Annotated in this window: 23 protein-coding genes; 12 read left to right on the top strand and 11 right to left on the bottom strand. The window is 73.5% G+C overall.

Translation table 11 applies throughout. The annotated features are described in order from the left end of the window. Positions 1-175: 175 nt before the first annotated feature. Genes PV341_RS07325 through PV341_RS07335 form a run of 3 tightly spaced genes read right to left on the bottom strand, consistent with a single transcriptional unit; the run spans position 176 to position 3,962 of the window. On the bottom strand, positions 176-1,033 hold the full coding sequence (locus PV341_RS07325) for an FAD binding domain-containing protein (protein WP_500323788.1): 858 nt from the start codon (positions 1,031-1,033) through the stop codon (positions 176-178). Continuing rightward, the gene (locus PV341_RS07330; protein WP_500323789.1) at positions 1,030-3,423 is read right to left on the bottom strand and encodes a xanthine dehydrogenase family protein molybdopterin-binding subunit; all 2,394 of its coding nucleotides are present in this window, start codon (positions 3,421-3,423) and stop codon (positions 1,030-1,032) included. Before PV341_RS07330 ends, PV341_RS07325 begins: the two co-directional genes overlap by 4 nt. Further along, entirely contained in the window at positions 3,420-3,962 is a 543-nt protein-coding gene (locus PV341_RS07335) for a (2Fe-2S)-binding protein (protein WP_500323790.1), read from the bottom strand. Before PV341_RS07335 ends, PV341_RS07330 begins: the two co-directional genes overlap by 4 nt. 147 nt (positions 3,963-4,109) lie before the next feature. On the opposite strand from PV341_RS07335, the gene abmR reads away from it, so the two are divergent. Then, positions 4,110-4,658 (top strand): ATP-binding transcription factor AbmR, encoded by a 549-nt coding sequence (gene abmR, locus PV341_RS07340; RefSeq protein WP_500323791.1) that lies wholly within the window; start codon positions 4,110-4,112, stop codon positions 4,656-4,658. Between the two features lie 35 nt (positions 4,659-4,693). On the opposite strand, the gene PV341_RS07345 is transcribed toward abmR, so the two are convergent. Together PV341_RS07345 and PV341_RS07350 are read right to left on the bottom strand one after the other, a co-directional pair. Then, positions 4,694-5,668 carry a helix-turn-helix domain-containing protein gene (locus tag PV341_RS07345; RefSeq protein WP_500323792.1) on the bottom strand — a complete coding sequence of 325 codons (975 nt, stop codon included), beginning with the start codon at positions 5,666-5,668 and terminating at the stop codon, positions 4,694-4,696. Positions 5,669-5,751: 83 nt separating this feature from the next. Beyond that, entirely contained in the window at positions 5,752-9,516 is a 3,765-nt protein-coding gene (locus PV341_RS07350; RefSeq protein WP_500323793.1) for a S8 family serine peptidase, read from the bottom strand. Positions 9,517-9,850: 334 nt separating this feature from the next. Between PV341_RS07350 and PV341_RS07355 the strand changes: the two genes are divergently transcribed. Beyond that, the gene (locus tag PV341_RS07355) at positions 9,851-10,573 is read left to right on the top strand and encodes a hypothetical protein (protein ID WP_500357068.1); all 723 of its coding nucleotides are present in this window, start codon (positions 9,851-9,853) and stop codon (positions 10,571-10,573) included. Beyond that, positions 10,570-11,100, top strand: coding sequence for a SixA phosphatase family protein (locus PV341_RS07360; RefSeq protein ID WP_500323795.1), 531 nt, complete (start codon positions 10,570-10,572; stop codon positions 11,098-11,100). Before PV341_RS07355 ends, PV341_RS07360 begins: the two co-directional genes overlap by 4 nt. A 36-nt stretch (positions 11,101-11,136) precedes the next feature. Here PV341_RS07360 and PV341_RS07365 read toward each other — a convergent pair whose 3' ends face one another. Beyond that, the gene (locus PV341_RS07365) at positions 11,137-12,066 is read right to left on the bottom strand and encodes a helix-turn-helix transcriptional regulator (protein WP_500323796.1); all 930 of its coding nucleotides are present in this window, start codon (positions 12,064-12,066) and stop codon (positions 11,137-11,139) included. A gap of 288 nt (positions 12,067-12,354) precedes the next feature. Between PV341_RS07365 and PV341_RS07370 the strand changes: the two genes are divergently transcribed. Continuing rightward, on the top strand, positions 12,355-13,401 hold the full coding sequence (locus PV341_RS07370) for an NAD(P)-dependent alcohol dehydrogenase (protein WP_500323797.1): 1,047 nt from the start codon (positions 12,355-12,357) through the stop codon (positions 13,399-13,401). 122 nt (positions 13,402-13,523) lie between these two features. Further along, complete coding sequence (locus PV341_RS07375; protein ID WP_500357070.1) at positions 13,524-13,895, top strand: hypothetical protein; 372 nt, start codon at positions 13,524-13,526, stop codon at positions 13,893-13,895. On the opposite strand, the gene PV341_RS07380 is transcribed toward PV341_RS07375, so the two are convergent. Next, a complete protein-coding gene (locus PV341_RS07380) occupies positions 13,841-14,452 on the bottom strand; it encodes a TetR/AcrR family transcriptional regulator (RefSeq protein WP_499515141.1) in 612 nt (203 codons plus the stop codon). The genes PV341_RS07375 and PV341_RS07380 overlap by 55 nt on opposite strands. Before the next feature lie 147 nt (positions 14,453-14,599). Here PV341_RS07380 and PV341_RS07385 point away from each other — a divergent pair, with 147 nt between their 5' ends. The 4 genes from PV341_RS07385 (at position 14,600) to PV341_RS07400 (ending at position 18,045) form a co-directional block, all read left to right on the top strand. Next, positions 14,600-15,517, top strand: coding sequence for an ABC transporter permease (locus PV341_RS07385; RefSeq protein ID WP_500323799.1), 918 nt, complete (start codon positions 14,600-14,602; stop codon positions 15,515-15,517). After that, entirely contained in the window at positions 15,510-16,280 is a 771-nt protein-coding gene (locus PV341_RS07390; protein WP_499515143.1) for an ABC transporter ATP-binding protein, read from the top strand. The genes PV341_RS07385 and PV341_RS07390 overlap by 8 nt, the downstream gene beginning before the upstream one ends. 95 nt (positions 16,281-16,375) lie before the next feature. Next, the gene (locus tag PV341_RS07395; protein ID WP_500323801.1) at positions 16,376-17,167 is read left to right on the top strand and encodes a VOC family protein; all 792 of its coding nucleotides are present in this window, start codon (positions 16,376-16,378) and stop codon (positions 17,165-17,167) included. A gap of 83 nt (positions 17,168-17,250) precedes the next feature. Further along, a complete protein-coding gene (locus PV341_RS07400; RefSeq protein WP_500323802.1) occupies positions 17,251-18,045 on the top strand; it encodes a VOC family protein in 795 nt (264 codons plus the stop codon). 15 nt (positions 18,046-18,060) lie between these two features. Here the strand turns inward: PV341_RS07400 and PV341_RS07405 are convergent, their stop codons facing one another. Both PV341_RS07405 and PV341_RS07410 read right to left on the bottom strand, forming a co-directional pair. Further along, the gene (locus tag PV341_RS07405) at positions 18,061-18,972 is read right to left on the bottom strand and encodes a YceI family protein (protein WP_500323803.1); all 912 of its coding nucleotides are present in this window, start codon (positions 18,970-18,972) and stop codon (positions 18,061-18,063) included. Between the two features lie 44 nt (positions 18,973-19,016). After that, positions 19,017-19,646 carry a TetR family transcriptional regulator gene (locus PV341_RS07410; protein ID WP_500323804.1) on the bottom strand — a complete coding sequence of 210 codons (630 nt, stop codon included), beginning with the start codon at positions 19,644-19,646 and terminating at the stop codon, positions 19,017-19,019. Between the two features lie 142 nt (positions 19,647-19,788). On the opposite strand from PV341_RS07410, the gene PV341_RS07415 reads away from it, so the two are divergent. Next, positions 19,789-19,947, top strand: coding sequence for a hypothetical protein (locus tag PV341_RS07415; protein WP_500323805.1), 159 nt, complete (start codon positions 19,789-19,791; stop codon positions 19,945-19,947). A gap of 29 nt (positions 19,948-19,976) precedes the next feature. Further along, positions 19,977-20,273, top strand: a complete 297-nt coding sequence (locus PV341_RS07420; protein ID WP_499515149.1) for a DUF4190 domain-containing protein — start codon at positions 19,977-19,979, stop codon at positions 20,271-20,273. A 130-nt stretch (positions 20,274-20,403) separates the two neighbouring features. Here PV341_RS07420 and PV341_RS07425 read toward each other — a convergent pair whose 3' ends face one another. Then, positions 20,404-21,792 carry a helix-turn-helix domain-containing protein gene (locus PV341_RS07425; RefSeq protein WP_500357072.1) on the bottom strand — a complete coding sequence of 463 codons (1,389 nt, stop codon included), beginning with the start codon at positions 21,790-21,792 and terminating at the stop codon, positions 20,404-20,406. Positions 21,793-22,000: 208 nt separating this feature from the next. On the opposite strand from PV341_RS07425, the gene PV341_RS07430 reads away from it, so the two are divergent. Further along, positions 22,001-22,627 carry a hypothetical protein gene (locus tag PV341_RS07430; protein ID WP_500323807.1) on the top strand — a complete coding sequence of 209 codons (627 nt, stop codon included), beginning with the start codon at positions 22,001-22,003 and terminating at the stop codon, positions 22,625-22,627. 105 nt (positions 22,628-22,732) lie between these two features. On the opposite strand, the gene PV341_RS07435 is transcribed toward PV341_RS07430, so the two are convergent. Beyond that, positions 22,733-24,346: an ABC-F family ATP-binding cassette domain-containing protein gene (locus PV341_RS07435; RefSeq protein WP_500323808.1), complete on the bottom strand. Its 1,614-nt coding sequence runs from the start codon at positions 24,344-24,346 to the stop codon at positions 22,733-22,735. Between the last annotated feature and the right edge of the window lie 252 nt (positions 24,347-24,598).

A 24,598-nucleotide genomic window follows, 5' to 3' on the forward strand; every position in this document is an offset into this window, starting at 1 on the left:
AAGGCTCGTTCGTGGGGGCAGATTGCCGCGACGGCGGAACGCGCCGGGGCCGTGGGGCCCCACCGCCCCGGCGCGTGCCGTCGTCGCGGCAAGCGGCCCGCAGGAGGATCCCGCCGGGGCGGTCCACCCCGGCGGAATCCCGTGCGCCGGCCAGGTCATGCGCTGCGTCCGCTCCTCATGTCAGGTCCGCCGCGGCGAGGACGGCCCTGCGGGTCAGCACCCTCACCAGGTGCTCCCGGTAGTCCGCGGACGCCGACAGGTCGGACGCCGGACGGGTGCCCTCCGCCGCGCTGTCGGCGGCCGAGGCCACCGCCTCCGGTACGGCGTCGGCACCGGCGAGGGCCGCCTCGCAGGCGGTGGCGCGCACCGGGGTGGGCCCCATGTTCGACAGCCCGACACGGGACTCGACGATGCGGCCGTCGTCCCTCCGCACCAGCGCGGCCACCCCCACCACCGCCCAGGCCTGGGCGCTGAGCTGGAACTTCTCGTAGTGGAAGCCCCAGGCGTCCGTCTTGGGCACCCGTACCTCCACCAGCAGTTCGTCGGGCCGCAGCACCGTCTGCAGGTAGTCGGTGAAGAACTCCCGCGCCGGGACGGTCCGCCGCCCGTCCGGCCCCTGGACGACCAGCTCGGCGTCCAGGGCGAGGACGGCCGCGGGCACGTCCCCCGCGGGGTCGGCATGGGCGAGGGCGCCGCCGATCGTGCCGCGGTGACGCACGGCCGGATCGGCCACCGTGGCCGTGGCGGCGGCCAGCAGCCCGGCGTGCCGCCGCACCAGCGGGTCGTGCACGACGTCGTGGTGCGAGGTCAGGGCGCCGATGACGAGGGTGTCCCCGTCGGCCCGCACCCCGCGCAGGCCGGGGATCCGGCCGACGTCCACGAGGAGTTCGGGGAAGGCGAGCCGCATCCGCAGGATCGGCAGCAGGCTCTGACCGCCCGCCAGCACCTTCGCCTCCTCCCCGGCGAGCGCGAGCTGCCCCACCGCCTCCTCCACGGAGCGGGGCCTGGCATAGTCGAACGACGCGGGAATCATGAGCCGTCCTCCTCCGGCCGGGCGGACCGCGCGTCCCGCAGGGCCCGCCAGACCCGTTCCGGTGTGCACGGCATCGGCACGTCCATGACGCCCAGCGGCCGCAGGGCGTCGACCACGGCGTTGACCACCGCGGGGGTCGAGGCGATCGTCCCGGCCTCGCCGACGCCCTTGACGCCCAGCGGGTTGGTGGTCGCCGGCGTCTCGGTGCGGTCGGTGAGGAAGTCGGGCAGGTCGGCCGCGCAGGGCACCAGGTAGTCGGCCATGGTGCCCGAGACCAGGTTGCCCTCCGCGTCGTACACGGCCTCTTCGAACAGGGCCTGGGCGATGCCCTGGGCGAGACCGCCGTGCACCTGGCCCTCCACGATCATCGGGTTGACGACCTTTCCGACGTCGTCCACGCACACGTAACTGCGGATCCGGACCCGGCCGGTCTCGGTGTCGACCTCCACCGCGCACAGGTGCGTGCCGTGCGGGTAGGAGAAGGCCTCCGGGTCCTCCACGTGCTCGGCGTTGATCGTCGGTTCCAGCCCGTCGGGCAGGTCGTGCGAGGTGAACGTCGCGAACGCCACCTCCTGGATGGTCCTGCGCGCCTCCGGCGAGCCCTTCACCGAGAAGACGCCGTTCGTGAAGTCCAGGTCGTCCTCGCTCGCCTCCAGCAGGTGCGCGGCGACCTTGCGGGCCTTGTCCACCACCTTCCGCGCGGCGCGGTGCACGGCCACGCCGCCGACGACCAGCGAGCGCGAGCCGTAGGTGTCCATGCCCTGCGGCACCGTGCGCGTGTCGCCGTGCAGCACCTCGACGTCCTCGAAGGGCACGCCCAGCACGTCCGCCGCGATCTGGCTCCAGCTCGTCACATGGCCCTGCCCGTGCGGGCTGGTGCCGGTCAGCACCTCCACCTTGCCGGTGGGCAGCATGCGGATCGACGCCGCCTCCCAGCCGCCCGCGCCGTAGCGCAGGTCGCGCAGGATCCGGCTGGGCGCGAGCCCGCACATCTCCGTGTACGTCGACACCCCGATGCCGAGCCGCGTCCGGTCGCCGCGCTCCTCCCGCTTGCGCTGCTCGGAACGCAGGTCGTCGTAGCCGAAGAGGGCGAGCGCCTTGTCCGTCGCCGACTCGTAGTTGCCGCTGTCGTAGGTCAGTCCGCCGATGGTGGTGTACGGGAACTCGTCGTGACCGATCCAGTTGCGGCGGCGCACCTCGACCGGGTCCATGCCGAGTTCGGCGGCGAGCTCGTCCATCATGCGCTCGATGGCGAAGGTGGCCTCGGGGCGGCCCGCGCCGCGGTACGCGTCGGTGGGGGTCTTGGTGGTGAAGACGCCCGTGCAGGTGAAGTCGTAGGCGTCCATCTTGTAGATGCCGGGGAACATGAACGCCCCGAGCAGCGGGACGCCCGGCGTCACGATCATCAGGTACGCGCCCATGTCGGCGAGCAGGTCGACCTTCAGGCCGAGCAGCTTCCCCTCGCGCGTCGCGGCGAGTTCGAGGTCCTGGATCTGGTCGCGGCCGTGGTGGGTGGCCAGGTAGCCCTCCGAGCGGGACTCCGTCCACTTCACGGGGCGGCCCAGCTTGCGGGCGACGGCCAGGCCGAGCGCCTCCTCGCCGTACACCTGGAGCTTGGAGCCGAAGCCGCCGCCGACGTCCGGCGCGACCACCCGGAGCCGGTGCTCGGGGATGCCGGTGACGACGGCCATCATCACGCGCACGATGTGCGGGATCTGCGTCGCGGAGTACAGGGTGTACTGGTCCGAGGTGTCCGGCGGCACCGCCACGACGGCCCGCGGTTCCATGGCGTTGGGGATGAGCCGCTGCTGGACGAAGCGCCGGCGCAGCACGACGTCGGCCCGCTCGCGCACGGTCGCGTAGTCCTCGCCGGTGGCCAGCGGCCAGGTGTAGCAGCGGTTGGTGCCCTTGTCGGCGTGGACCAGCGGGGAGCCCTCGGCGAGCGCCGCCTCCATGTCCAGGACCGGAGGCAGCGGCTCGTAGTCGACGTCGATCGCCTCCAGCGCGTCGGCGGCCGCGTAGCGGTCCCGGGCGACGACGACGGCGACCGGGTCGCCGGTGTGGCGGACCTCGTCGACGGCGACGGGCGGGTGCTCGGGCAGCACGATGTCCTCGGTGACGGGCCAGGCGCACGGCAGCGACCCGAGCCCCTCGGCCAGGTCGCGGCCGCTGTACGCGGCGACGACCCCCGGCCGCTCCAGGGCGGGTGTGACGTCGATCCGCTCGATGCGGGCGTGCGCCATGGGGCTGCGCAGGATCGCCATGTGCAGCAGGCCCGGGACGGTGATGTTGTCGGTCCAGTTGGTCCGGCCGGTCACCAGCCGGGCGTCCTCCTTGCGGACCCGGGCGCGGCCGACCTCGGGCTCGCGTCCGGTGAGCTGGTCGGTCATACCGGTGCCCCGCTTCCCGCCGTGCTGGGCTGGGCGTGCTCGGCCACGGCGCCGGGCTCGGGCGCCTGGTGCCGGCGTTCCTCTGCGGCGGCGGCCAGCACGGCGCGCACGATGTTCATGTAGCCCGTGCACCGGCAGAGGTTGCCCTCCAGGCCCTCGCGGACCTCCTCGGGCGTGGGGTCGGGGTTCTCCCGCAGCAGGTCGCGGGCGGCCATGATCATGCCCGGCGTGCAGAACCCGCACTGCAGGGCGTGCTGCTCGTGGAACGCCCTCTGCAGCGGGTGCCACTCGCCGTCGGCGGAGGCCAGCCCCTGGATCGTCGTCACCTCGCCGCCGTCGGCCTGGACGGCGAGCACCGAGCAGCTCTTCACGCTCTTCCCGTCGAGGTCCACCGTGCAGGCACCGCAGTTCGTGGTGTCGCACCCGACGGGGGTACCGGTCAGACCGAGCCGGTCCCGCAGGTAATGGACGAGCAGGAGGCGGGGCTCCACCTCGTCCTCGTAGGCCGTGCCGTCCACCTTCACCGAGATGCGGGTCATATGCCCTCCCAGAGGCGCCGCGTGGCGAATCCCCCGTTCTGCTCCGATACGCGCAACTGTAAGTCGCGCCCGGGGACAACGCGACGCCTCGGACGCGAGTTTCAGGGGGCTCTTGCGCTCGGAAATCCGAGGCGTAATGTTGATTACATGATTACCAGCGAACAGAAGGAAGCGCTGCGCGGCTGGCTCGCCGGGCGGCTCCCCGACGGACTGTTCGAGGCGCTCGTGGACGTGGCCGTCGACCGCGAGGAGATCACCGTCGTCGGCCGCATCCCCGAACCCGCGGTCGGCGCCGGCGCGTCACCGGTGGAACGCGAGGCCGCGCTCGACGGACGGATCGCCGAGTTCCGGGAACGCACCCGCGAGGACCGCGTCGCCGTCGCCCGCGAGGCGGAGCACCGCTTCGGCCGCAAGGTCTCCTGGGGCGTGGAGTGCGGCGGGCGCCGGGCCATGTACACCACCGTCTCCGTGCCCGTCATGACCCGGCTCCGCCAGCCCGAGCGCCAGGTCCTCGACACCCTCGTCGCGGGCGGCGTCGCCCGCAGCCGCAGCGAGGCCCTCGCCTGGTGCGTCCGCCTCGTCCGCGGCAACACCGACACTTGGCTCGGCGACCTGCGCGCATCCCTGGAACACGTCCAGCGCGTCCGCGCGCAGGGACCCGACCGCGACACCCCGGCGTCCGCCGAGGACGACTGACGGTCCCCGCTCGCCCGGCCCGGGTGCCCCGGCGCTCAGGCCCAGCCGCGGCGGGCGGCGTGCCAGCCGAGCTGGATGCGGCTGTCGACGCCGGCCTTGGTCATGAGTTCGGCGATGCGGCGCTGGACGGTGCGCCGGGAGACCCCGAGGCGGCTCGCGGCCGCCTCGTCGGTGAGCCCGGCGAGCACCAGCGCGAGCAGGCGGGCGTCGAACTCCTCGATGCCGTCCGGGCGCTCCTCGGCGACGCCGTCCCCCGCCGCCCGCGGCGACAGCGGATAGGCCTGTTCCCAGGCCAGTTCGAAGTATGCGACCAGTGCGTCGAGCAGCCCGCCCGCGTGCACCAGCACCGACGCCGCGGCGGTGTTCCGGCCGCTGAGCAGCGGCAGCATCGCCAGGTCCCGGTCGGCGATCATGAATTTCACCGGGACGACGTCGGTGACGCCGATCCGCTGGCCCGCCGCGAGGTCCGCGAGCGCCCGCGTGACCATGCCCGGCTCGTTGAGGGCGTCACGTTGCACGATCGTGCGGTAGAGGACCCCGCGGCGGACCCCGGCGCTCTCGGCCGCGTTGTCGTCCGGCCGCACCACGGCGAGCTCGGGCACCATCATCGACCGCACCTCGTGCCGGGCGGACTCCTGGAGCTGCCGGAACCGGTGCCGTACGGCGCCGACCTCGCTGATCACCTCGACGACGCCGCTCCCGGCGGAGGTCCGGTGCTGCTCGGCCAGTGCCAGCACCGCGTGCTCCGCCGCGCCGAGCTCGTCGCGTCGTCGCCGCAGTTCGCCGCCGAGGGCGACCGTGGGGGGTGCCGCCGTGAACCTGGCCGCCGTGCCCGTCACGGCCTCGTGCACGGCGAGGCCGCGCCCGGTCAGGGCCGTCAGCAGTTCCCGTACCTCCCCGGTGGCCCGGCCGCTTTCGGCCGCGAGTTCGTGGACGGCGGCACGGCCGCGCGCCACCAGGAGACGGTAGATCTCCTCTTCGGCCGGGCTGAGACCGAGCGCGGCGAGCATGGGACTCCTCGGAGCGGTGGGGGCACCGGGCGGGCCCCGGCCTGTGGATGCCCGGGGCCCGCCGTTGACGCGGATGCGGAAAGTTACTTCAGTCCGTAGGCCCGCGTCACCTCCTGCGTGAGGCTGTTGCCCGCGTCGTCCCAGGTCCGGGCCTTCAGCGACACGAACCCGCGGTGCGGGGCGTCGAAACGGGCCGTCCAGTGGCCCGTCGCCGTACGGTCCAGGCGGACCGGACGCCAGTGGCGCCCGTCGTCGTAACTGACGGCCAGCGTCGCGCCCGTGACCCGGCCCGCCCCCGCCGCGTGCGGCAGGTGGCTGCCGGTCAGGCGCAGGGTCTGCCGGCCGCCGCGCGCGTTCCCCGAGAGGTCGGTGGCGATCCCGTAGTCCAGTTGCATGAGCGCCATCCGGTCGATCCCCAGTGGGTCGGTGACCGGCTCGGACCTGACCCGCCACACGCTGTGCGTCCGGGGGGAGAGGCGGTAGGCGGCCGCGTCGCGCTCCGCGCGCAGGTCCAGGGTGTACGTGGAGGGCACGGTCGGGATCGGCCAGAGCGTCGCCGACGCGTACGCCGAGGTCTTCACCAGCTCACCGTCCTGGTACACCTTGAGGTCCAGGCCGGCGGTGCCGTCCTGCATGGTGCCGCCATGGCCGCTCCCGCTGTCCGTCCAGGGCTGGACGTTGAAGGACAGGAAGCCCTGCTGACGCTCGGACCACCAGTAGCCGCCGCCGTTGCGCGGATGCGCGACGGGGGCGAACCAGTCGCTCGCCACCCGGGTGCCCGCCCGGTACGTGGTGAGGGCGCCGTTCGACTCGAGGGCCAGACCGGGCCCCGTGATCGCGTCCTCGGCCCACGACGTGCCGGGCTGCGCGGAGAGGTAGTCGGTCCGCGTCCCGGGCATGTCCATCCTCAGCGGGAACCCGACCGCGTAGGTGCGGTAGGGCCGGTAGTCCCAGCGGTACTCGCCACTGGGGTACCCGGTGGTGCCGTGGAAGCGCATGTCCACGACGGCCAGTTCCGAGGCGCGCGGCCGGTAGGTCAGGCCCGTCGCCGGGATCCGGCCCGGGTGCGGGTCGACCAGGTCGTAGACGTACGGCGAGTCGGGCACGCCCTCCACGTCCAGGCGCAGCGTCCCGTGCCGGGCCCGTTCGATCAGCGGCCCGCCCTCGCGGGTGGTCACCGAGGCCACCGGGACGCTGCTGTAGCCGCCCTCGTCGGTGCCGACGTACTCCAGGAGCTTGCCCGGTCCGTCGTTGACGACGATCAGCAGGGCCGCGCCGGCGTCGGCCGCCGCCTCGGCCCGCTGCGAGCCGGTGAGCGCGTCCGAGCGGTCCACCAGCACGGCCTTGCCCTTGACGCGCAGCCCGGCGTAGTCGGCGGGTGCGCCGGAACCGGCGTACACCACGCCCATGCGCTGCCGGCCCTCGTAGAAGCCGGTCCCGGCCTGGCCCAGGACGGTGACGGGCCTGCCGTCCCGGGACACGGACAGCAGCGGGTAGGCCTTGCGCCAACGGGTCTCGTACTCGAAGGCGCCGCGGGTCACCTGCCGGGTGGGCAGGACGAACATGCTGTCGTACGTCGACGGCAGGAGGTACTGCGAGTCCACGGTGCTGGTACCGCCGTCCGAGCGGTACCAGTTCATGTAGAGCATCCGGTCCTCGGTCCTGCGCGGTACCTCGGCGGTGACCTCGCGGGTGCTGCTCGCGTCCAGGACGAGCGTGCGGCCCCGGTCCATGACGAGTTCCGGGTCACCCATCAGGGCCATGCCGAGGGAGTCGGGGCCGTGGCTGCCGGCCACGGCGAGGTAGCTCAGCGCGCTGTAGGTGCCGGCCCGCAGTCGCACGGTCGCGCGGCCGGTCCCGTCCACGGGGACGATCTGCGGGTCCGCGTCGGTGCCGAAGCGCTGCAACTGGACGAAGCCCGGGGCGGGCTTGCCTGACCGGTCCTTCAGCGTGACGTCGAGGGGGTGACGCTCCTCCTCCCGGTAGAGACCGACCTGGGTGCGCGCCCGCACGGCGCCGGACGCGTCGCTCGCGGAGATCTGCCCGAGGTAGCGGCGGCCGTCGGCGCCGAGCCCCGGTCGGGCGGTGGCGGTGACGGAGGCCGTCCCGTGCGCCGGGACGGTCACCGAGTCCGCGGAGAGGGTGAACATCCCCTCGGGTGCGGGGGTCCCGGCGTCGGCGCCCGGATCGACGTCGTACGGGCCGCCGGCCACGGATGCGGTCATGCCGAGGGAGAGGGTGACGGGGGAGTCGCCCGCGTTGCGGTAGGTGACCGTGCGGCCGACCGCGGCCGGGCCGCCGTGCGGCCAGGCGTCGAAGCCGAAGTACGCCGAGCCGGTGGCGGTGACCGTGGCCGCGGTGGAGGCGGCCAGGTCGGCCCGGCCCGCCCCGACCTGATAGGCCGTCAGGTCAGGGAGCGGCTTGGCCGTGCTCATCAGTGCGTCCTTGAGCTGCGGGGCACTCCAGTCGGGGTGCTCCTGGGCCAGGATCGCCGCGGCGCCCGCGACGTGCGGCGTGGCCATCGAGGTGCCGCTCATCGTCTGGTACCAGCCGCCGTCGGCGCTGCCCCCGGCCTTCGCGGCCAGGATGTCCACGCCGGGGGCGGCGATGTCCGGCTTGAGCGCGTAGTCGCCGTACCGCGGGCCCGTGGTCGAGAAGTACGCGAGCTCGTCCTCGGAGTCCACCGCGGCCACGGTCAGCGCGGAGCCCGCGGTTCCCGGGGCGCTCATCGACGCCTCGTGGCCGGTGTTGCCGGCGGCCACGACGAACAGCGCGCCGCTGTTCTCGCTGAGCCGGTCCAGGGCCTGACTCATCGGGTCCGTGCCGTCCGTGGGCTCGGACCCGCCGAGGCTCATGCTGACCACCTTGGCGCCCTGACCGACCGCCCACTCCATGCCCGCGATGACCCAGGAGTCCTCGCCGTACCCCTCGTCGGCGAGCACCTTGCCGATCAGCAGGTCGGCGCCGGGGGCCACGCCCTTCTCGGCGCCTTCGGAAGCGGCGCCGCTGCCGCCCACGGTGGAGGCGGTGTGCGTGCCGTGCCCGTTGCCGTCCTCGGCGGACTCGCCGGGCACGAAGCTGACCGCGGCCCTCACCCGGCCCGCCAGGTCGGGGTGGTGGGTGTCGGCCCCGGTGTCCAGCACGGCGACCTTGACGCCCTTGCCGTCGAGGCCGGAGCGCCAGGCGGCGGGCGCGCCGATCTGCGTGGTGCTGTCGTGGAGCGTGGCGCGGACCCGGCCGTCCAGCCAGATCCTGGACAGGCCGCCGCGCAGGGCGGGCCGGTCGGCGGGGGCGTCCGTGGCCACCGAGGTCCACAATTTCCTGACCTGCTTCTTGGCCGCCCTGACGGAGGCCCCGTTGACGCTCCTGAGCGACCGCACCTTGGTGGTGCCTGCGGGTGCCGTGGCCGCGACCTCGCCGCGGTAGCCGAGGATCAGCGGGATGCCGGTGCTGTGCTGGTCGTCGTAGCCCTGCTCGATCAACGAGGTGACGTCGAACAGCCTCCGGTCCAGGCGGTTCGCGGCGAGGTAGGGCAGGGCCTCGTCCGGGTAGACGTACAGGTCGCCGCCGACGGTCTCGGTCCGTACGCCTCCGGTGGAGCCGTGCGGGCGCCGCACGTCGACGGACTTCTTGCCGCCTCCGACGTCCGTCACCCGGACGACATGGCCGGTGATCAGCGTGACCGTGCGGGTGGCTGCGGAGGGACGGGGCGCGGCCGGTGCCGGCGGCGTGCCGTTCGCCGCCGCGGGCCCGGCCGGGCCGGTCAGGGTCGTGAGGACGGCGACGACGCCGACGGCGGCCGCGAGGGCCCGTCCGCCTCGTGGGCGACGGGGTATGAGGGAGATCATGGCCCGGTCCTACCGGCCCCGCCCGGACCGGGGGAACGGCCGGCGACTGGCGTCAAAGCGCCACGTCTCACATGTGCCAGCGGGCCGGCCCCGCACCGGCGACACCGTCCGGGCCCGCCCGGCGGACGGCACGCCGCCGTCGCACCGGGGCGCACCGCGCCGGGCGGCCGGAGTCCTCCGGCCCGCGCGGCACTTCGCGTACGTCCGCGTGCCGGCGGTCCGGCCGGGCCCGCCGGGCGGCGCGTCGTCCCCCTTGCGCCCGAGCGCCCTGCGAGACCCCGTCACCCGGTGCGGGCACCTGCGCCGGTGAGCCGTACGGGTTAGATTCGGAGGCGTGTTGCGCATCGTGGACGGCAGGAGCGGCGAGTTTGTGGAACTGGACCCGGGGCGGCGCTTTCCGCTGCGGGTGCTGGCCCACACAGGTGCCGTGGGCGGGACGACCGCGCTGCGGGTGCTGCTGCTGGCGGACGTCCTGGCGCGTACGGCGGAGACCCACGGCGGGCAGGTGCTGGTGGCCTCGGTGGGCCCGGCCGACCCCGCCCTGGACGCGGCCGCGGCGGCACTGGGCATCAAGCCCGGCGCGGCACGCGGCGACGACGTGCGCGAGGCCGAGGAGGCGCTCGCCGGACCCGCCCGGGTGCACGTCGCACCGGCGGGCACCGAGACCGGCGGCCCCCGCCTGGACGTCGGACCGGTTCACCCGGACGAGGTAACCGCGGGGCCCGGCGTACGGCTGGCGCTGCTCCGCCTGGACCGCCGGGCCCCGGCGCAACTGACCCCGCGGACCCTTGAGGCGGCGGACGCGGGGCTCCGGCACTGGCGCGGTGCCGTGGCCCGCTGGGCCGAATCGCCGTCCAGACCGATGTGCGCCGCGTACGTGGAGCGCCTCCAGGCGGCCCTGAGCGCGGACCTCGACACCGCCGCCTACCTGGCCGCCCTCGACCGGCTGGAGACGGAGACCGCCCTGCCGGACGGCTCCCGCTTCGAGACCTTCGCCCAGGCGGACCGCGTGCTCGCCCTCGAACTGACCGGCGAGGTCGGCGGGGTGAGGTCGTGAGGCGCCGCACGGAAGGACCGCGTCGGCTCGTCGTGCTGCGGCACGCCAAGTCCGCCTGGCCGCCGGACGTCCCCGACCACGACCGGCCGCTCGGCCCCCGCGGCCGGCGTGACGCCCCGGCCGTCGGCCGCTGGCTGCGCGAGGGCAAGCACACCCCCGACCTGGTGATCTGCTCGACCTCCCGGCGTACCCGGGAGACCTGGGAACTCGCCGCCGAGGCCCTGGGCGCCACGCCGCCCCCGCCGGTGCGCCTCGACGAGCGGGTCTACGCGGCCACCGCCCGCGCCCTCCTCGACGTCCTGCGCGAGGCCCCCGACGACGCCGCGTCGCTCCTGCTGGTCGGCCACAACCCGGGGGTCCAGGACCTCGTCCTGCGCCTGACGGGCGAGGCCCGCGCCGACGCCCTGCTCCGCGCCGCCGACAAGTTCCCGACCTCCGCCCTAGCCGTCCTCACCTGGCCCGGCCCCTGGTCCGCCCTCACCCCGGAACGCGCCCGCCTCGACGACTTCGCCGTGCCCCGGGGCTGAAGCGCGGCACCGGCACCGGCACCGGCGCCGCCCGCGTCAGGCCGAACGCCGGTCGAACCCCGGGGTGTTGTCGGCGCGCGCGGGAGCGCCACCGCGGCCGCCGGCGTCCCGCCGTGCCGCCGGTTCCCGGGCGCTCCAGCTGGCGAGGAGCTTCCAGGCGTCCTGCGAGGCCTGTTCCTGCGCCGGCAGGTACATGAACAGGGTCTGGTCGGGCTCGCCCGGCATCGTGAACGCCTGGTAGTCGACGGTCAGATCGCCGATGACGGGGTGGTGGTGACGCTTGGTCCCGTGGGTGCGGTCGTAGACCTTGTGGTCGGCCCACCAGCGGCGGAAGTGCTCGCTCTTCATGGCCAGTTCGCCCACCAGCTCGGCGGTGCGGGTGTCCTCGGGGTGACGGCCGGCGTCGAGGCGCAAGGTGGCGGTCATCTCGGCGGCGACCTGCTCCCAGTCCGGGTACAGGGCGTGGGCGGCCTCGTCCAGCAGGATCCAGCGGGTGAGGTTGCGCTCGCGTACCGGCATGGCGTCGAAATCGGCCATCAGCGCGCGGGCCAGGTGGTTGGTGGCCAGCACGTCGGTGCGGCGCCCGAGGACGAAGGCGGCCTGGTCGACGAAGGAGTCCATGAGCCGCCGCATCCCGGGCCTGACGCGCTGGACGGTCGGCGCCGAGCGGCGGCGGGCGGTGCCGGGCTTGGGCCCGGCGAGGTCGAACAGGTGGGCACGTTCCGCGTCGTCGAGCCGCAGCGCGGCGGCCACCGCCTCCAGCACACCGGCCGAGGGGCTGATCTGCCGCCCCTGCTCCAGCCGCGTGTAGTAGTCGGTGCTCACTCCGGCCAGTTGGGCGACCTCCTCACGGCGCAGCCCCGGCACCCGCCGGTAGGCACCCCGTTCGGGCAGCCCGGCCGATTCGGGGCAGATGCGGGCGCGTGATCGACGCAGGAACTCGCTGAGCTCGACGTTTCGGGCCATGCGTCCATTCTCGCTCGCCAGGTGGCGCGGGCGACCCGGGAAGGGGGGTCGCCGAGTCCTACGCAACCGGTTCCCCGGCAGGTCAGGGCCGGGAAGCGGCCCCTGCGGCCCGGTTCCCGCGTGGTGTCCTGGATTGCGGAGGCCCACCGGGCAGGCACGGATCCAGCCGAGCCCCCGTTCCCGGTCCTCCTCCCCTCCCGCAGACGGCATCCCCGAGCGCATCGAGGCTGCCGCCACCTGCCGCGATCACCGAACGTGATGGCACCGATCCTTGAGGAGACCACGGACATGACCAGCACCACCCACGCGTACGCCGCTCACGCTCCCAAGTCCCCGCTGGAGCGCACCACCATCGAGCGTCGCGAGGTCGGCGAGTTCGACGTCCTGATCGACGTCAAGTACGCCGGCATCTGTCACTCCGACATCCACCAGGTCGACGAGGGCTGGGGAGAGGCGATCTTCCCGATGGTCCCCGGCCACGAGATCGCCGGCGTCGTCTCCGAAATCGGCCCCGGCGTCACGAGGTTCCAGGTCGGCGACCGGGTGGGCGTCGGCTGCATGGTCGACTCGTGCCGCACCTGCGACAACTGCAAGGCGGGCCTGGAGCAGTACTGCACGGGCGGCGGCATGATCTTCACGTACAACGCGGTCGGCAGGGACGGCGAGCCCACCTACGGCGGCTACTCCCGGGCCATCGTCGTCGACGAGAACTACGTCCTGCGCATCCCCGACGGCCTCTCCCTGGAGGTGGCCGCGCCCCTGCTCTGCGCCGGCATCACCACCTACTCCCCGCTCCGGCACTTCGGCGCCGGACCGGGCAGGAAGGTGGCGGTCCTGGGCATGGGCGGCCTCGGTCACCTGGCCGTGAAGATCGCCCATGCGCTCGGCGCCGAGGTGACGGTGCTCTCGCAGTCCCTGCGCAAGAAGGAGGACGGACTGCGGCTGGGCGCCGACCACTACCGCGCCACCGGCGACCCGAGGACGTTCGAGGAGCTCGAGGGCACCTTCGACATCATCCTGTCCACCGTCTCGGCCCCGCTCGACTTCGGCGCCTACCTCAAGCTGCTGAAGACCGACGGCGCCCTGGTGAACGTCGGCCTGCCCGAGGAGCCGATCTCCCTGGACCTCTTCTCCGTGATCACCGGCCGCAGGACCATCGCCGGTTCCCTGATCGGCGGCATCGCGGAGACGCAGGAAATGCTGGACTTCTGCGCGGAGCACGGCTTCGGCGCGGAGATCGAGCTGATCCCCGCCGACCGGATCAACGAGGCCTTCCGGCGCATCCTCGCCAGCGACGTGCGCTACCGCTTCGTGATCGACGCGTCCACGATCTGACCGGGCCGCGGCCCGCACGGGACGCGACCGCCACGGGGCCGCCCGCCGACCGCACCGGACCGGCGGGCGGCCCCGGCCGGTCACCACCCCCGGTGGCCGACCGATCCAGGGGAGCAGAAGGCATGCACACCACCATCGACCGGCAGCACCCGGCCGGCCCCGCGACCTGCGCGGACCAGTGGCTCGTGGGCCTGCGCCGCCACGCTGCCCGCAGCGGCGAGACCTGGCACTACTACGTCGTCGACGACACCCAGGAAGGAGCCGACGCCGCCGTGGCCGCCGCGATGGGGCGAGCCGCGGCCCGCGACCGGGCCGACCGGGCCGACCGGGCCGACCAGGCCGACCAGGATCCGGCCGCGTCGATCACGGACCTCGAGGTCCGGCGGCTGCGCCACAGCCCCCTGGGCCAGGTCTACCTGGAGCCCGGCACGCGCGGGCGTCAGGCCGACGCCGCCAGGGCCGCGGCCGTGGCGGCGGCGAGACGGTCGAGGTAGCGGGGGGTGAGGGGGGAGCGGAGGACCGCGAGGCGCCAGTAGAGGGGGCCGGCCATGAGGTCGAGCGCGAGGTCGCAGTCCGTGCCGGCGGGGAGCTCGCCGCGTTCGACCGCGGCCTCGACGATGGCGGTGGCGATGCCGCGCTGGGTGTCGCGCAGCGCCGTCTGCAGGGTCTCGGCGATCTCCGGGTTGCGCGAGGCCTCCGCCAGCAGGTCGGGGATGATCTGCGAGGCGACGGGGTGCCGCAGCGCCCGCGCCGTCACCTCCAGCAGCATCCGGATGTCACCCGGCAGGCTGCCCGTGGCGGGCGCCGGCACGCCGAGCGCGGCGACGGCGGAGACCACGTCGAGGACGAGCGGCAGCTTGGAACGCCAGCGCCGGTAGACCGCGGCCTTGCCCACGCCCGCACGCCGTGCGATGCCCTCGATGGACATCCGGCCGTACCCGACCGCGGCGAGCTCCTCGAAGACGGCCGCCCGGATCGCCTCCGTGACATCGTCTCGGAGCACAGCCGCCCCGGCGGGGGCGCGTCGTGGGGGTGCGGTGTCCGGTGCCATGTCCGGCAGCCTACGCGACGACGGGACGGAACGGTTGCGTTCCAACGCTCGTGTGGTCTAACGTCCTGGTAACGACGATACGGTCTCGTTCCGTCGGCGCACAACCACCCCCCTGCGCCTCACCCCCCGAACGGAAGCGCCCCCCTCGTGAGCCTTGACATCGAGTCCTCCTCAGCGGCGCCCGCGCCGCCCGGCGCTCCGGCGCCGTCCCCCGCACAGCTGGCGGCCACGTACGGCCTCACGGTGAGCGGGGCCCGTCCCGGTCTGGGCGCCTACGTGCGGCAGCTGTGGGGACGCCGGCACTTCATCACCTCGTACGCCACCGCCCGCGTGGCGGCGCAGTACACGCGGGCGCGCCTGGGTCAACTGTGGCAGGTGCTGACCCCGCTGCTCAACGCGGCGGTGTACTACCTGATCTTCGGCCTGCTCCTGGGCACCGACCGCGGCGTGGACAACTACATCGCGTTCCTGGTCACCGGCATCTTCGTCTACACCTTCACCCAGTCCTCGGTGATGGCGGGCGTGCGGGCGATCTCGGGCAACCTCGGCCTGGTACGGGCCCTGCACTTCCCCCGTGCCAGCCTGCCGATCGCGCAGACGATCATGCAGCTGCAGCAGTTGCTGATGTCGATGCTCGTGCTCTTCGCCATCGTGCTGATGACCGGCGAGGTGCCGAGGCCGTCCTGGCTGCTCGCGATCCCGGCGCTGATCCTGCAGTCGGTGTTCAACGCGGGCCTGGCGCTGGTGATGGCGCGGCTCGGCAGCAAGATGACCGACCTCGCGCAGCTGATGCCGTTCATCCTGCGGACCTGGATGTACACCTCCGGCGTGATGTACAGCATCAGCCACGTGGCGGCGCACGCGCCGCAGGCCGTGAAGATCCTGCTCGGACTGAACCCCGCGGCGGTCTACATCGACCTGATGCGCTTCGCTCTGATCGACAGCTTCACCTCCGAGCAGCTGCCGCCGCACGTGTGGGCGGTCGCCCTGGGCTGGGCCCTGGTCATGGGCATCGGGGGCTTCGTGTGGTTCTGGAAGGCTGAGGAGAGGTACGGCCGTGGCTGAGCGCATCCCCACCGTGATCGTGGACGACCTGCACATCGTGTACCGGGTGCACGGTGCGGGGTCGGGCCGCGGCACCGCGGTCAACGCCCTGTCGCGGCTGGTCCGCCGCAAGGGAGGCAACCCGAACGTCCGCAAGGTGCACGCCGTGCGCGGCGTCAGCTTCACCGCCTACCGGGGCGAGTCGATCGGGCTGATCGGCTCCAACGGCTCGGGCAAGTCGACCCTCCTCAAGGCGGTCGCGGGGCTGCTGCCCGCGGAGAGCGGCAAGGTGTACACCCAGGGGCAGCCCTCCCTGCTCGGCGTGAACGCCGCCCTGATGAACGACCTGACCGGCGAGCGCAACATCATGCTCGGCGGCCTCGCGATGGGGATGTCGCAGGACGAGGTGCGGGAGCGCTACGACTCGATCGTGGAGTTCTCCGGCATCAACGAGAAGGGCGACTTCATCTCCCTCCCGATGCGGACCTACTCCTCCGGCATGGCGGCCCGGCTGCGCTTCTCGATCGCCGCGGCCAGGAGCCACGACGTGCTGATGATCGACGAGGCGCTCGCCACCGGCGACAACCGGTTCCGCAAGCGCTCCGAGGCGCGGATCCGCGAGCTGCGCAAGGAGGCCGGCACCGTCTTCCTGGTCAGCCACAACAACAAGTCGATCCGGGACACCTGCGACCGCGCCATCTGGCTGGAGCACGGCACGCTGCGGATGGACGGCCCCACGGACGACGTGCTCAAGGCCTACGACGCGTTCACCCAGGGGAAGTGACGCCGCCCGGCGCGAGCCGGGCACCGGTGCCAGACTGAGGACGGACACCGGGACCACGGCAGCACCGGGCACGCACGCAGGCCAAGGAGACCGCCATGCTCACCACCCAGTACGTCAACGGCGCCCCGAACTGGATCGACCTGGGCAGCCCGGACCTCGGGGCGGCGGTCTCCTTCTACACCGGGCTCTTCGCCTGGGACGCGCAGTCGCTCGGGCCCGAGGCCGGCGGCTACGGCTTCTTCCGTCTCGGCGGGAAGACCGTGGCCGCGTTCGGGCCGCTCAGCGAGGAGGGCATGCGGTCCTCCTGGACGCTGTACTTCCAGACGGCCGACGCCGACGCCACCGCCAAGGCGGTCGAGCAGGCCGGCGGCACGGTCCGCTTCGCGCCCTTCGACGTCTTCAGCAACGGCCGGATGGCCGGCTTCACCGACCCCGGGGGAGCGGAGTTCGCCGTGTGGCAGCCCCGCGACATCAAGGGCCTCGACGTGGTCACCGAGCCGGGCAGCCTCGGGTGGGCTGAGCTGTACGCGCCGGACGCCGCCGCAGCCGGCGCCTTCTACGGCGCGGTCTTCGAGTGGCAGGCGCAGGACGTGCCGCTGGGCACCACCCGCTACGCCGTGCTGTCGACCTCGGGCGGCGGCCGGGAGGCGTCCCTGGGCGGCATCGTGGAGATCACCGAGGAGATGAGGGCCGCCGGCGTCACCCCGCGGTGGCTGCCCTACTTCGAGGTCGAGGACGCCGACGCGGTCGTCGCCAAGGCCGGGCAGCTCGGCGGGACGGTCGTCATGGCGCCGCAGCACGCCGAGGGCGTCGGGCGCTTCGCGCACCTAGCGGACCCCTTCGGCGCGCTGTTCGCGGTCATCGCCAGCCAGCCGGGGCAGGGCTGACGGAGCGGTACGGGGCCACTGTCAGTGCCCGCTGCAAGACTGTGAGCGACCAGGGCACAGCACCCCCGTCGAAGGAGCACACCATGCTCAGCACCAACTACGTTCCCGGCGCCCCCAACTGGCTCGACCTGGGGACCCCCGACGTCGAGGCCTCGGTGGCCTACTACCGCGAGGTCTTCGGCTGGGACTTCCTCTCGGCCGGACCGGAGGCCGGCGGCTACGGCATGTTCCGCACCGGTGACCGGACCGTCGCGGGCATCGGCCCCAACAACGAACCCGGCGTCACCACCGCGGCCTGGGAGCCGTTCTTCCAGACGGCCGACGCCGACGCCACCACCAAGTCCGTCGAACAGGCGGGCGGCGGCGTGCGGTTCTCCCCCATGGACGTCTTCGACCTAGGGCGGATGGCGGCGTACGCCGACCCGACCGGGGCCCGGTTCTGCGTGTGGCAGCCGGGCGCCAACAAGGGCCTGGACGTCGTCAACGAGCCCGGCTCCCTGTACTGGACCGAGCTCTACACCACCGACGCGCCCGCGGCGCTGGCCTTCTACCGCTCGGTCTTCGAGTGGAAGACCGAGGACTCCCAGATGCCCGGCAACGTCTACACCATGGTCTCCCCGGCGGGCGGCGGCGAGAGCGACGCCCACGGCGGCGTCATGCAGCTCGACGAGGAGATGCTGGCCGCGGGCGCCGGCGGGCACTGGCTGCCGTACTTCGCGGTGGCCGACTGCGACGCCACGCTCGCCAAGGCCGTCCAGGCCGGCGGCACGATCCGCGTCCCCGCGATGGACATGCCGCAGGTCGGGCGCTTCGGCCAGGTCGTCGACCCGCAGGGCGCGGCCTTCGCCGTCATCACACCGGTGCCCTCCGCGGGCTGAGGGCGCGCGCGGCGGCTACTCCGGTGGCGTCGGGGTGTCGTGGCTGGAGAACATGGCCTGGACGTCGAGTTCCAGCTTGACGGTCGGGCCCACCACCGCGATGCCCCGCGCCAGCATGCTCCGCCAGTTGAGGGTGTAGTCGTCGCGGTGCAGTTCGGCGGTGGCGAGGGCGGCGCAGCGCAGCTCCTCGCCGTAGCCGCCGGTCGCCATGCCCAGGTAGTCGGTGTCCAGGGTCACCGAGCGGCTGGTGCCGTGCATGCTGAGGTGGCCGTGGACGGCCCACCGCGAACCGCCCTGGTGCACGAAGCGGTCGCTCGCGAACCGGATCCAGGGATGGGCGGCCACGTCCAGGAAGTCACCGGAGCGCAGGTGGTCGTCCCGGGTCCGGTTGCCGGTGTTGATGCTCGCGGCGTCGATGGTGATCTCGACATGGGAGTCCTCCATGCGTTCCGCGACGCGTATGCCGCCCTCGAAGCGGTCGAACCGGCCGTGCACATGGGCCATGCCGACGTGCTTGGCGATGAACCGGACGGCCGTGTGCGGCGGGTCGAAGAACCAGGTGCCCGGCGGCGGCAGTTCGAGCCCCGGTGCGGGGGCCAACCGCACCGTGCCGATGGGGGACTGGAGTCCCGCCGCGATCTCCACCGTGCCCCGGTAGGGCCGCATGCCGTCCGCGCTGATCATCACCGAGTGGTGCCCGGGCGGCAGGGTGGCGAGGAACGTCCCGTACGGGTCGCTGATCGCCCTCACCTGCGTGCGCTGGGTGCGGGCGTCGGACACGGTGACCTCGGCTCCGCCCATCGGCCGGCCCGCGGGGTCGAGCACCTGACAGCTGATCAGTCCCGCGCCCCTGGCGATCGGTGGCAACAGAGCGGGATCCGCGGTGCCGTTGGCCGTCCGATTGCGCCGAAAGAGTGCGAAAGCCATGCGACCACCCTAGATGGTGGATCCACGCAAGTGTCAATTCGCCCTCAGGCGTCCAGCCAGTGCCGACGTCCCAGGTGGATCAGGTAGAGCTCCTTGCGGGCCCGCTCCGCGATGTGCTCCTCGGTCGCGGCGTCATCGGCCGGCGCCTCCATGAAGGCGATCGCCGTCATCAGCATGCGGTCCACGTACAACTCGGCGAGCATGCGCACGTCCTCGGCCGTCCAGCCCTGCGAGACGGGCTGCGCGCCGAGCGCCTCGGCCACTTCGTCTGCGAAGAGCGAGAGTTCGGCGGCGATGGCCTCGCGGACGGCCTGCACCCCGCCGTGCCGCTCGCGGGCGATGAAGCGGATGTGCGACCGGTGGTCGCGCACGTGCAGGGTGATGACGCGGACGGAGCGGGCGATGACCTCCTCGGCGTCGTCCTGCTCGGCCAGGATCGCCCGGATCATCGCGTGCAGACTGCCCAGCGACTCGGCGACCAGGGCCACTCCGAGATCGCCCATGTCGCGGAAGTGCCGGTAGAACCCGGCGGGCGCGACGCCCACTTCACGGGTGACCTCGCGCAGCCCCAGGCTGCTCAAGCTCTGGTTCTCCAGCAGGCGCAGGCCCGCGTCGAGGAGGGCCCGCCGGGTCTGCTGCTTCTGGGCCTCACGGACCCCGAGGGTGTGACTCATGTCATCCAGTAAACAGCCGTTCGCCGAGTTGCGCGAGAGTAGAGTACCGACTCAGTGAACAACTGTTACTCCAGTTGTTCACTGAGCTGTGACGTCGTCCGCAGCCCGCAGTGCCATCCGGCAACCGAGAAAGGCACACGCCGTGACCCTCCTCGTCGTCCTGGTCGCCATGGGGATCCTCCTGGGCACCGTCTCGTACACCTCGTCCTCCGTCTTCTTCGTCGCCGCGGGCGTGGTCGGTGTCTGGCTGCTCACGTTCTACGTCCGCGAGCGCGTCGGGCACCACCGCCACCACCGCTGACCCCACGTCTCCCAGGGGGGAACCCACCCATGGACTCCTACGTACCTGCCCGTGAGCGCGAACTGCGCGCCATGGAAGCCCGGTCGGGCTCGGACGGCTCCGACGGCATGGCCGTCGCCTCGTTCGTGCTGGGCCTGGTCGGCCTGCTGGCCTTCAACATCGTGCTCGGCCCCTTCGCCCTGATCCTCGGCGGCGTCGCGCTCGTCCGGGGCACCCGGCGTCCGGTCCGGGCGATCCTCGGCCTGGTGCTCGGCGCGGCCGACCTGATGGTGCTGGTCGTGCTCATCACCATGAACAAGGGCCTCATCTGGCCGTTCGGCCTCTGACCGCGAGGGACGCGGCCGACGGGAAACGGGGGAGCGGGTCCCCACCCTTCACGGGGGGGTGGGGACCTTCCGTACGTTCCGGCGCGGGCGACGCGGCACGGGGACGGGGCGTCGGGACGGGGCGCGGAGCCTAGTTGCGGGTCCAGCCCCCGGAGGACCAGTAACCGTACTCGGGGCGGCCCTTGACGCCGCTGGTGCGGAAGGGGCGCCCGCCGTCGTCGATGCGGACCGTGTCCGTCAGGCCGCCGGCGCTCCACTCCAGTTCGAGGAACCAGTCGCAGTCGCAGCGCACCGTGCGGGCGTGCACCCTGAGCACCAGCGGATCCTGTGCGGAGACCTGGTACGGGAGGCGGACCGCGGGAAGGACGTGCTCGCTGTCGGAGCCGTCCCGCGGCCGCGGCTGCGGACGCGCGGCGTCGAGGTCCACCGCGTACTCCGCGGGGGTCAGCGCTCCACCGCAGCCGTTGTCCATCGAGTACGACGACCAGCGCAGCGGGTCGCGTCGTTCGACGACGCGGACGTGCAGGGCCTGCACCACCACCGGCGTCGACCCGCGCCCCCGGATCGTGGCCTCGACGATGGTCGTACCGCCGTGCACGGCGCCGAGCGCGGCGGCCCAGGCGCGCGCGTCCTGGGAGACCGGCGGGGGAGGGACGTCCGCGGGGGGCCGGTCGATGAGGTAGTCGTGACCGCAGCCGTTCTCCCAGACGTGCGAGCGCACGCTCCAGACCAGAGGCCGCGCGGGCACCGGGGCGTGGGAAGCCGTGCTGCCGCCGGGGGAGCGCGCAGCGGTGTCGGTGCCGTTCGCCGACGGCGTCGTGGACGAGGCCTGCCCGGAGGGGGACGTGCCGGGCGAGGCCGGGACCGTGCCCGTCCCACCCGGCGAGGGGGGTGTGCCTCCCGCCCCGCCGGGGCGCGCGGAGGGCGAGGACGCGGCGTGGGCCGGCGGACCCTCGCCGCCCGTGCCGTCGGTCATCGCCAGTGCGGCGCCGGTGAGCACGAGCGCCGCCACCGATCCGGCGACGGCGGGCCGCGACAGACGCCGGCGCCAGGAGCGCGGCGGGCGCGGCGCCGGGACGGTGCCGATCGGGTCGAGTTCGGCGGGCGCCTGCGGGGCCGCCTCGGGGCCGGGTGGAGGCGCGTTTCCGACGGGGGCGTTCCCGGCGGAGTCGTCGTCGCCGTTCGCGTCGGCCTCTCCGTCTCCGCTCCCGTTGCCGCTCTCGTCGCGCTCGGCCACCGCACCGCCGCCGCCGCGGTTGCCGACCCGCCGGACGGCGTCCGCGAGCACCCATCGGCGGTGCAGCTCGACCAGTTCCTCCGGTCCCGCGCCGCACAACCGCGCCAGGCGCTCCACGACCGCGTAGTCGGCCGGTACGGCGTCGCCGTTGCAATAGCGGTGCAGGGTCGACGTGCTGACGTGGAGCCGGGTCGCCAGCTGCCCGTAGCTCAGCCCCGAACGGTCCTTCAGGTCACGTAAATACCGGGCGAAGTGCTCGCTGCCCGCTGCCGTACCACCCATGTCCCGCGCCCCCGACGTCTTCCCGTGTCCCGGCCGCCCGTTCCAGGGCGCTCACGTCTCCCCAGGCCAGGGTACGCGCAACCGTTCCGGCGTCCCGGAACCGGCCGCTGCTGTTGCCGGGTCGTGACGGCGCCGCGCAGGCTGAGGTGCAGTACCGGCGCCGTTCGGCGACGGTCCTCGTCCACGACCTGACCACGGGGGAAGCACCTTGAACCGCACGCCCACCCGCCGCGCCGCCGTGACCGCGCTGGCCGCGGTCGCCGCCACCTCTCTGCTCGCCGCCGGCTCCGCCGAGGCCGGGGCCGCCGCGCCCACCGCGGCGCCGAGGTTCCTCGCGCCGAAGGAACTGCCGCCGTACCCCCTCTCGCCCTGGTACGCCGACCGGGTCACCGGCGGCCTGCCCGAGGGCGGCACCGCCTGCGCCCTGCGCGGCCTGCCCCGCAAGGGCGTCTCGCACCGCTCGTTCTGGACCGAACTGGACACCAACGCCCAGCAGGTCACCTTCACGACCAAGAACACCAAGGCGGCGCGTGACCTGGCCGCCAAGCTCCGCGCGTCCGTGCGGGGCTGCGCCGGCCGCTTCCTGGAGCAGAACCCGGGCTCGGAGGCCGACTGGAAGGACTTCGGCGCCCTCGACGTGGAGGAGGGCGCGCACGTCTACGGCGTGCACGTCGCGCCCCCCGAGTCCGAGCACAACGTCCGGCTCTACGGGATCGGCCGCGACGGCCGCACCGTCACCGTCGTCGAGTGGGGCCAGATGGGGACCCTCGACCAGATCCCGCTGAAGGCCTTCAAGAAGACCACGCGGACCGCCGTGAACAAGCTGTACCGCTGACGACCGCTGACGACCGCTGACGACAGCTGACGCGGAAGCGCGGCCCACGGACACCGGCGGCGGGGCCCCGGGGGGAGCCCCGCCGCCGGAGCGGCATCATGTCCGTCACAGCGGCTCGACGCGGGTGAGCCCGCAGGCGTCGAGCCGCAGCCAGCGCGTGACGCCGATGCCCCGCAGGAACGGCAGGTCGTGGCTCGCCACGACCAGTGCCCCCTCGTAGGAGGCCAGCGCCGTCGTCAACTGCCGTACGCTCGCCATGTCCAGGCTGTTCGTCGGCTCGTCGAGCAGCAGCAGCTGCGGCGAGGGCTGGGCGAGCATCAGCGCCGCGAGCGAGGCCCGGAACCGCTCCCCGCCCGACAGCGAACCGGCCGCCTGGTCGGCCCGTCCGCCACGGAAGAGGAAGCGGGCCAGCGACGCGCGGATGCGGTTGCCCGTCGCCTCCGGGGCGAACCGCGCCACGTTGGCCACGACCGACAGCTCGTCGTCCAGGACGTCCAGCCGCTGCGGCAGGAAGCGCAGCGGCACATGCACCTGCGCCTCGCCCGCCGCCGGCGGCAGTTCGCCGGTGATCGTCCGCAGCAGCGTCGTCTTCCCGGCGCCGTTCCGGCCGACCAGCGCGATCCGTTCCGGGCCGCGCAGCTCCAGGTCCCCGGCAGGCGCCCCGTACGCCGTCCGCAGGGAACGCAGCGTCAGCACGTTCCGGCCGGCGGGCACCGCGGTGTGCGGCAGGTCGACGCGGATCTCGTCGTCGTCCCGCACCGCCTCCACGGCCTCGTCCAGCCGCTCCTTCGCCTCCGCCAGCCGCTCGGTGTGCAGCACGCGGTGCTTGCCCGCCGACACCTGGGCGCTGCGCTTGCGCAGTTTCATCACGGCGCGCGGCTCCCGCTTGTTGTCGTACATCTTCTGCCCGTACCGCACACGGCGGGCCAGTTTGACGTTGGCGTCGGCCAACTCCCGCTTCTGGCGCCGCACATCGGACTCCGCGACGCGCAGCATGCGCTCGGCGGCCTCCTGCTCGACGGCCAGGGCCTCCTCGTAGACGGCGATGTCGCCCCCGTACCAGCGGACCCCGCCGTCGCGCAGCTCGGCGATCCGGTCCACGTGCCGGAGCAGTTCGCGGTCGTGGGAGACGACCACCAGCACGCCGTTCCAGGCCGCGACCGCCTCGTGGAGCCGCTGCCTGGCCGCCAGGTCCAGGTTGTTGGTCGGCTCGTCGAGCAGCAGCACGTCCGGACGGCGCAGCAGCAGGGCCGCCAGCCGCAGCAGGACGCACTCGCCGCCCGACAGTTCGCCGACGACCCGGTCGAGGCCGACGTGGCCCAGTCCGAGGCCGTCCAGTCCGGCGCGGGCCCGCTCCTCCACGTCCCAGTCGTCGCCGACCGCCGCGAAGTTCTCCTCGCGTACGTCGCCGGCCTCGACGGCGTGCAGCGCGGCCCGCGCGTCCGCGATGCCCAGGGCCTCGTCCACCCGCAGCGCGGTGTCCAGGACGACGTCCTGCGGCAGGTAGCCGACCTCGCCGACGACGCGAACCGTCCCTTCGGCGGGGGTCAGTTCGCCCGCGAGGAGCCGCAACAGGGTGGACTTCCCGGAGCCGTTGAGCCCGATGAGGCCGGTGCGGCCGGGGCCGACGGCGAGCTGGAAACCGTCCAGGACGGGAGTGCCGTCCGGCCAGGCGAAGGAGAGGTCGGTGCAGGTGATGGAGATCGTGGGATGTCCCATGTGGTCCTCCGGGGTGCTCGTGAATGACGACGGGTCGGCACACGGGGACACCGGAAGGCGGGCGCTGCACACAGGCGGCTGCTCACGGCCGAGGTCGCACACGGGCCCGCGCGGACGCCGGTTCGGCGAGCCGCGGACACGGTGTCCCTGACCTCAGAAGAGCAACGGCCTTCTCCAATCGGACGGTGGCAGGCCGGAGCAGAAGCTACGCCGGTGCCCGGGCCCCGGCAACGCATTTACCGGGCGCCCGGT

Source organism: Streptomyces sp. PA03-1a, assembly GCF_033792805.1.
In the GTDB taxonomy this organism is placed as follows: domain Bacteria; phylum Actinomycetota; class Actinomycetes; order Streptomycetales; family Streptomycetaceae; genus Actinacidiphila.

Coding starts and splice junctions, on each gene's coding strand:
- PV341_RS07350 (WP_500323793.1), bottom strand. CDS start 9,516: ATGATCTCCCTCATACCCCGTCGCCCACGAGGCGGACGGGCCCTCGCG.
- PV341_RS07370 (WP_500323797.1), top strand. CDS start 12,355: ATGACCAGCACCACCCACGCGTACGCCGCTCACGCTCCCAAGTCCCCG.
- PV341_RS07345 (WP_500323792.1), bottom strand. CDS start 5,668: ATGCTCGCCGCGCTCGGTCTCAGCCCGGCCGAAGAGGAGATCTACCGT.
- PV341_RS07410 (WP_500323804.1), bottom strand. CDS start 19,646: ATGAGTCACACCCTCGGGGTCCGTGAGGCCCAGAAGCAGCAGACCCGG.
- PV341_RS07420 (WP_499515149.1), top strand. CDS start 19,977: ATGGACTCCTACGTACCTGCCCGTGAGCGCGAACTGCGCGCCATGGAA.
- PV341_RS07380 (WP_499515141.1), bottom strand. CDS start 14,452: ATGGCACCGGACACCGCACCCCCACGACGCGCCCCCGCCGGGGCGGCT.
- PV341_RS07325 (WP_500323788.1), bottom strand. CDS start 1,033: ATGATTCCCGCGTCGTTCGACTATGCCAGGCCCCGCTCCGTGGAGGAG.
- abmR (WP_500323791.1), top strand. CDS start 4,110: ATGATTACCAGCGAACAGAAGGAAGCGCTGCGCGGCTGGCTCGCCGGG.
- PV341_RS07330 (WP_500323789.1), bottom strand. CDS start 3,423: ATGACCGACCAGCTCACCGGACGCGAGCCCGAGGTCGGCCGCGCCCGG.
- PV341_RS07425 (WP_500357072.1), bottom strand. CDS start 21,792: ATGGGTGGTACGGCAGCGGGCAGCGAGCACTTCGCCCGGTATTTACGT.
- PV341_RS07395 (WP_500323801.1), top strand. CDS start 16,376: ATGCTCACCACCCAGTACGTCAACGGCGCCCCGAACTGGATCGACCTG.
- PV341_RS07365 (WP_500323796.1), bottom strand. CDS start 12,066: ATGGCCCGAAACGTCGAGCTCAGCGAGTTCCTGCGTCGATCACGCGCC.
- PV341_RS07335 (WP_500323790.1), bottom strand. CDS start 3,962: ATGACCCGCATCTCGGTGAAGGTGGACGGCACGGCCTACGAGGACGAG.
- PV341_RS07400 (WP_500323802.1), top strand. CDS start 17,251: ATGCTCAGCACCAACTACGTTCCCGGCGCCCCCAACTGGCTCGACCTG.
- PV341_RS07375 (WP_500357070.1), top strand. CDS start 13,524: ATGCACACCACCATCGACCGGCAGCACCCGGCCGGCCCCGCGACCTGC.
- PV341_RS07435 (WP_500323808.1), bottom strand. CDS start 24,346: ATGGGACATCCCACGATCTCCATCACCTGCACCGACCTCTCCTTCGCC.
- PV341_RS07405 (WP_500323803.1), bottom strand. CDS start 18,972: ATGGCTTTCGCACTCTTTCGGCGCAATCGGACGGCCAACGGCACCGCG.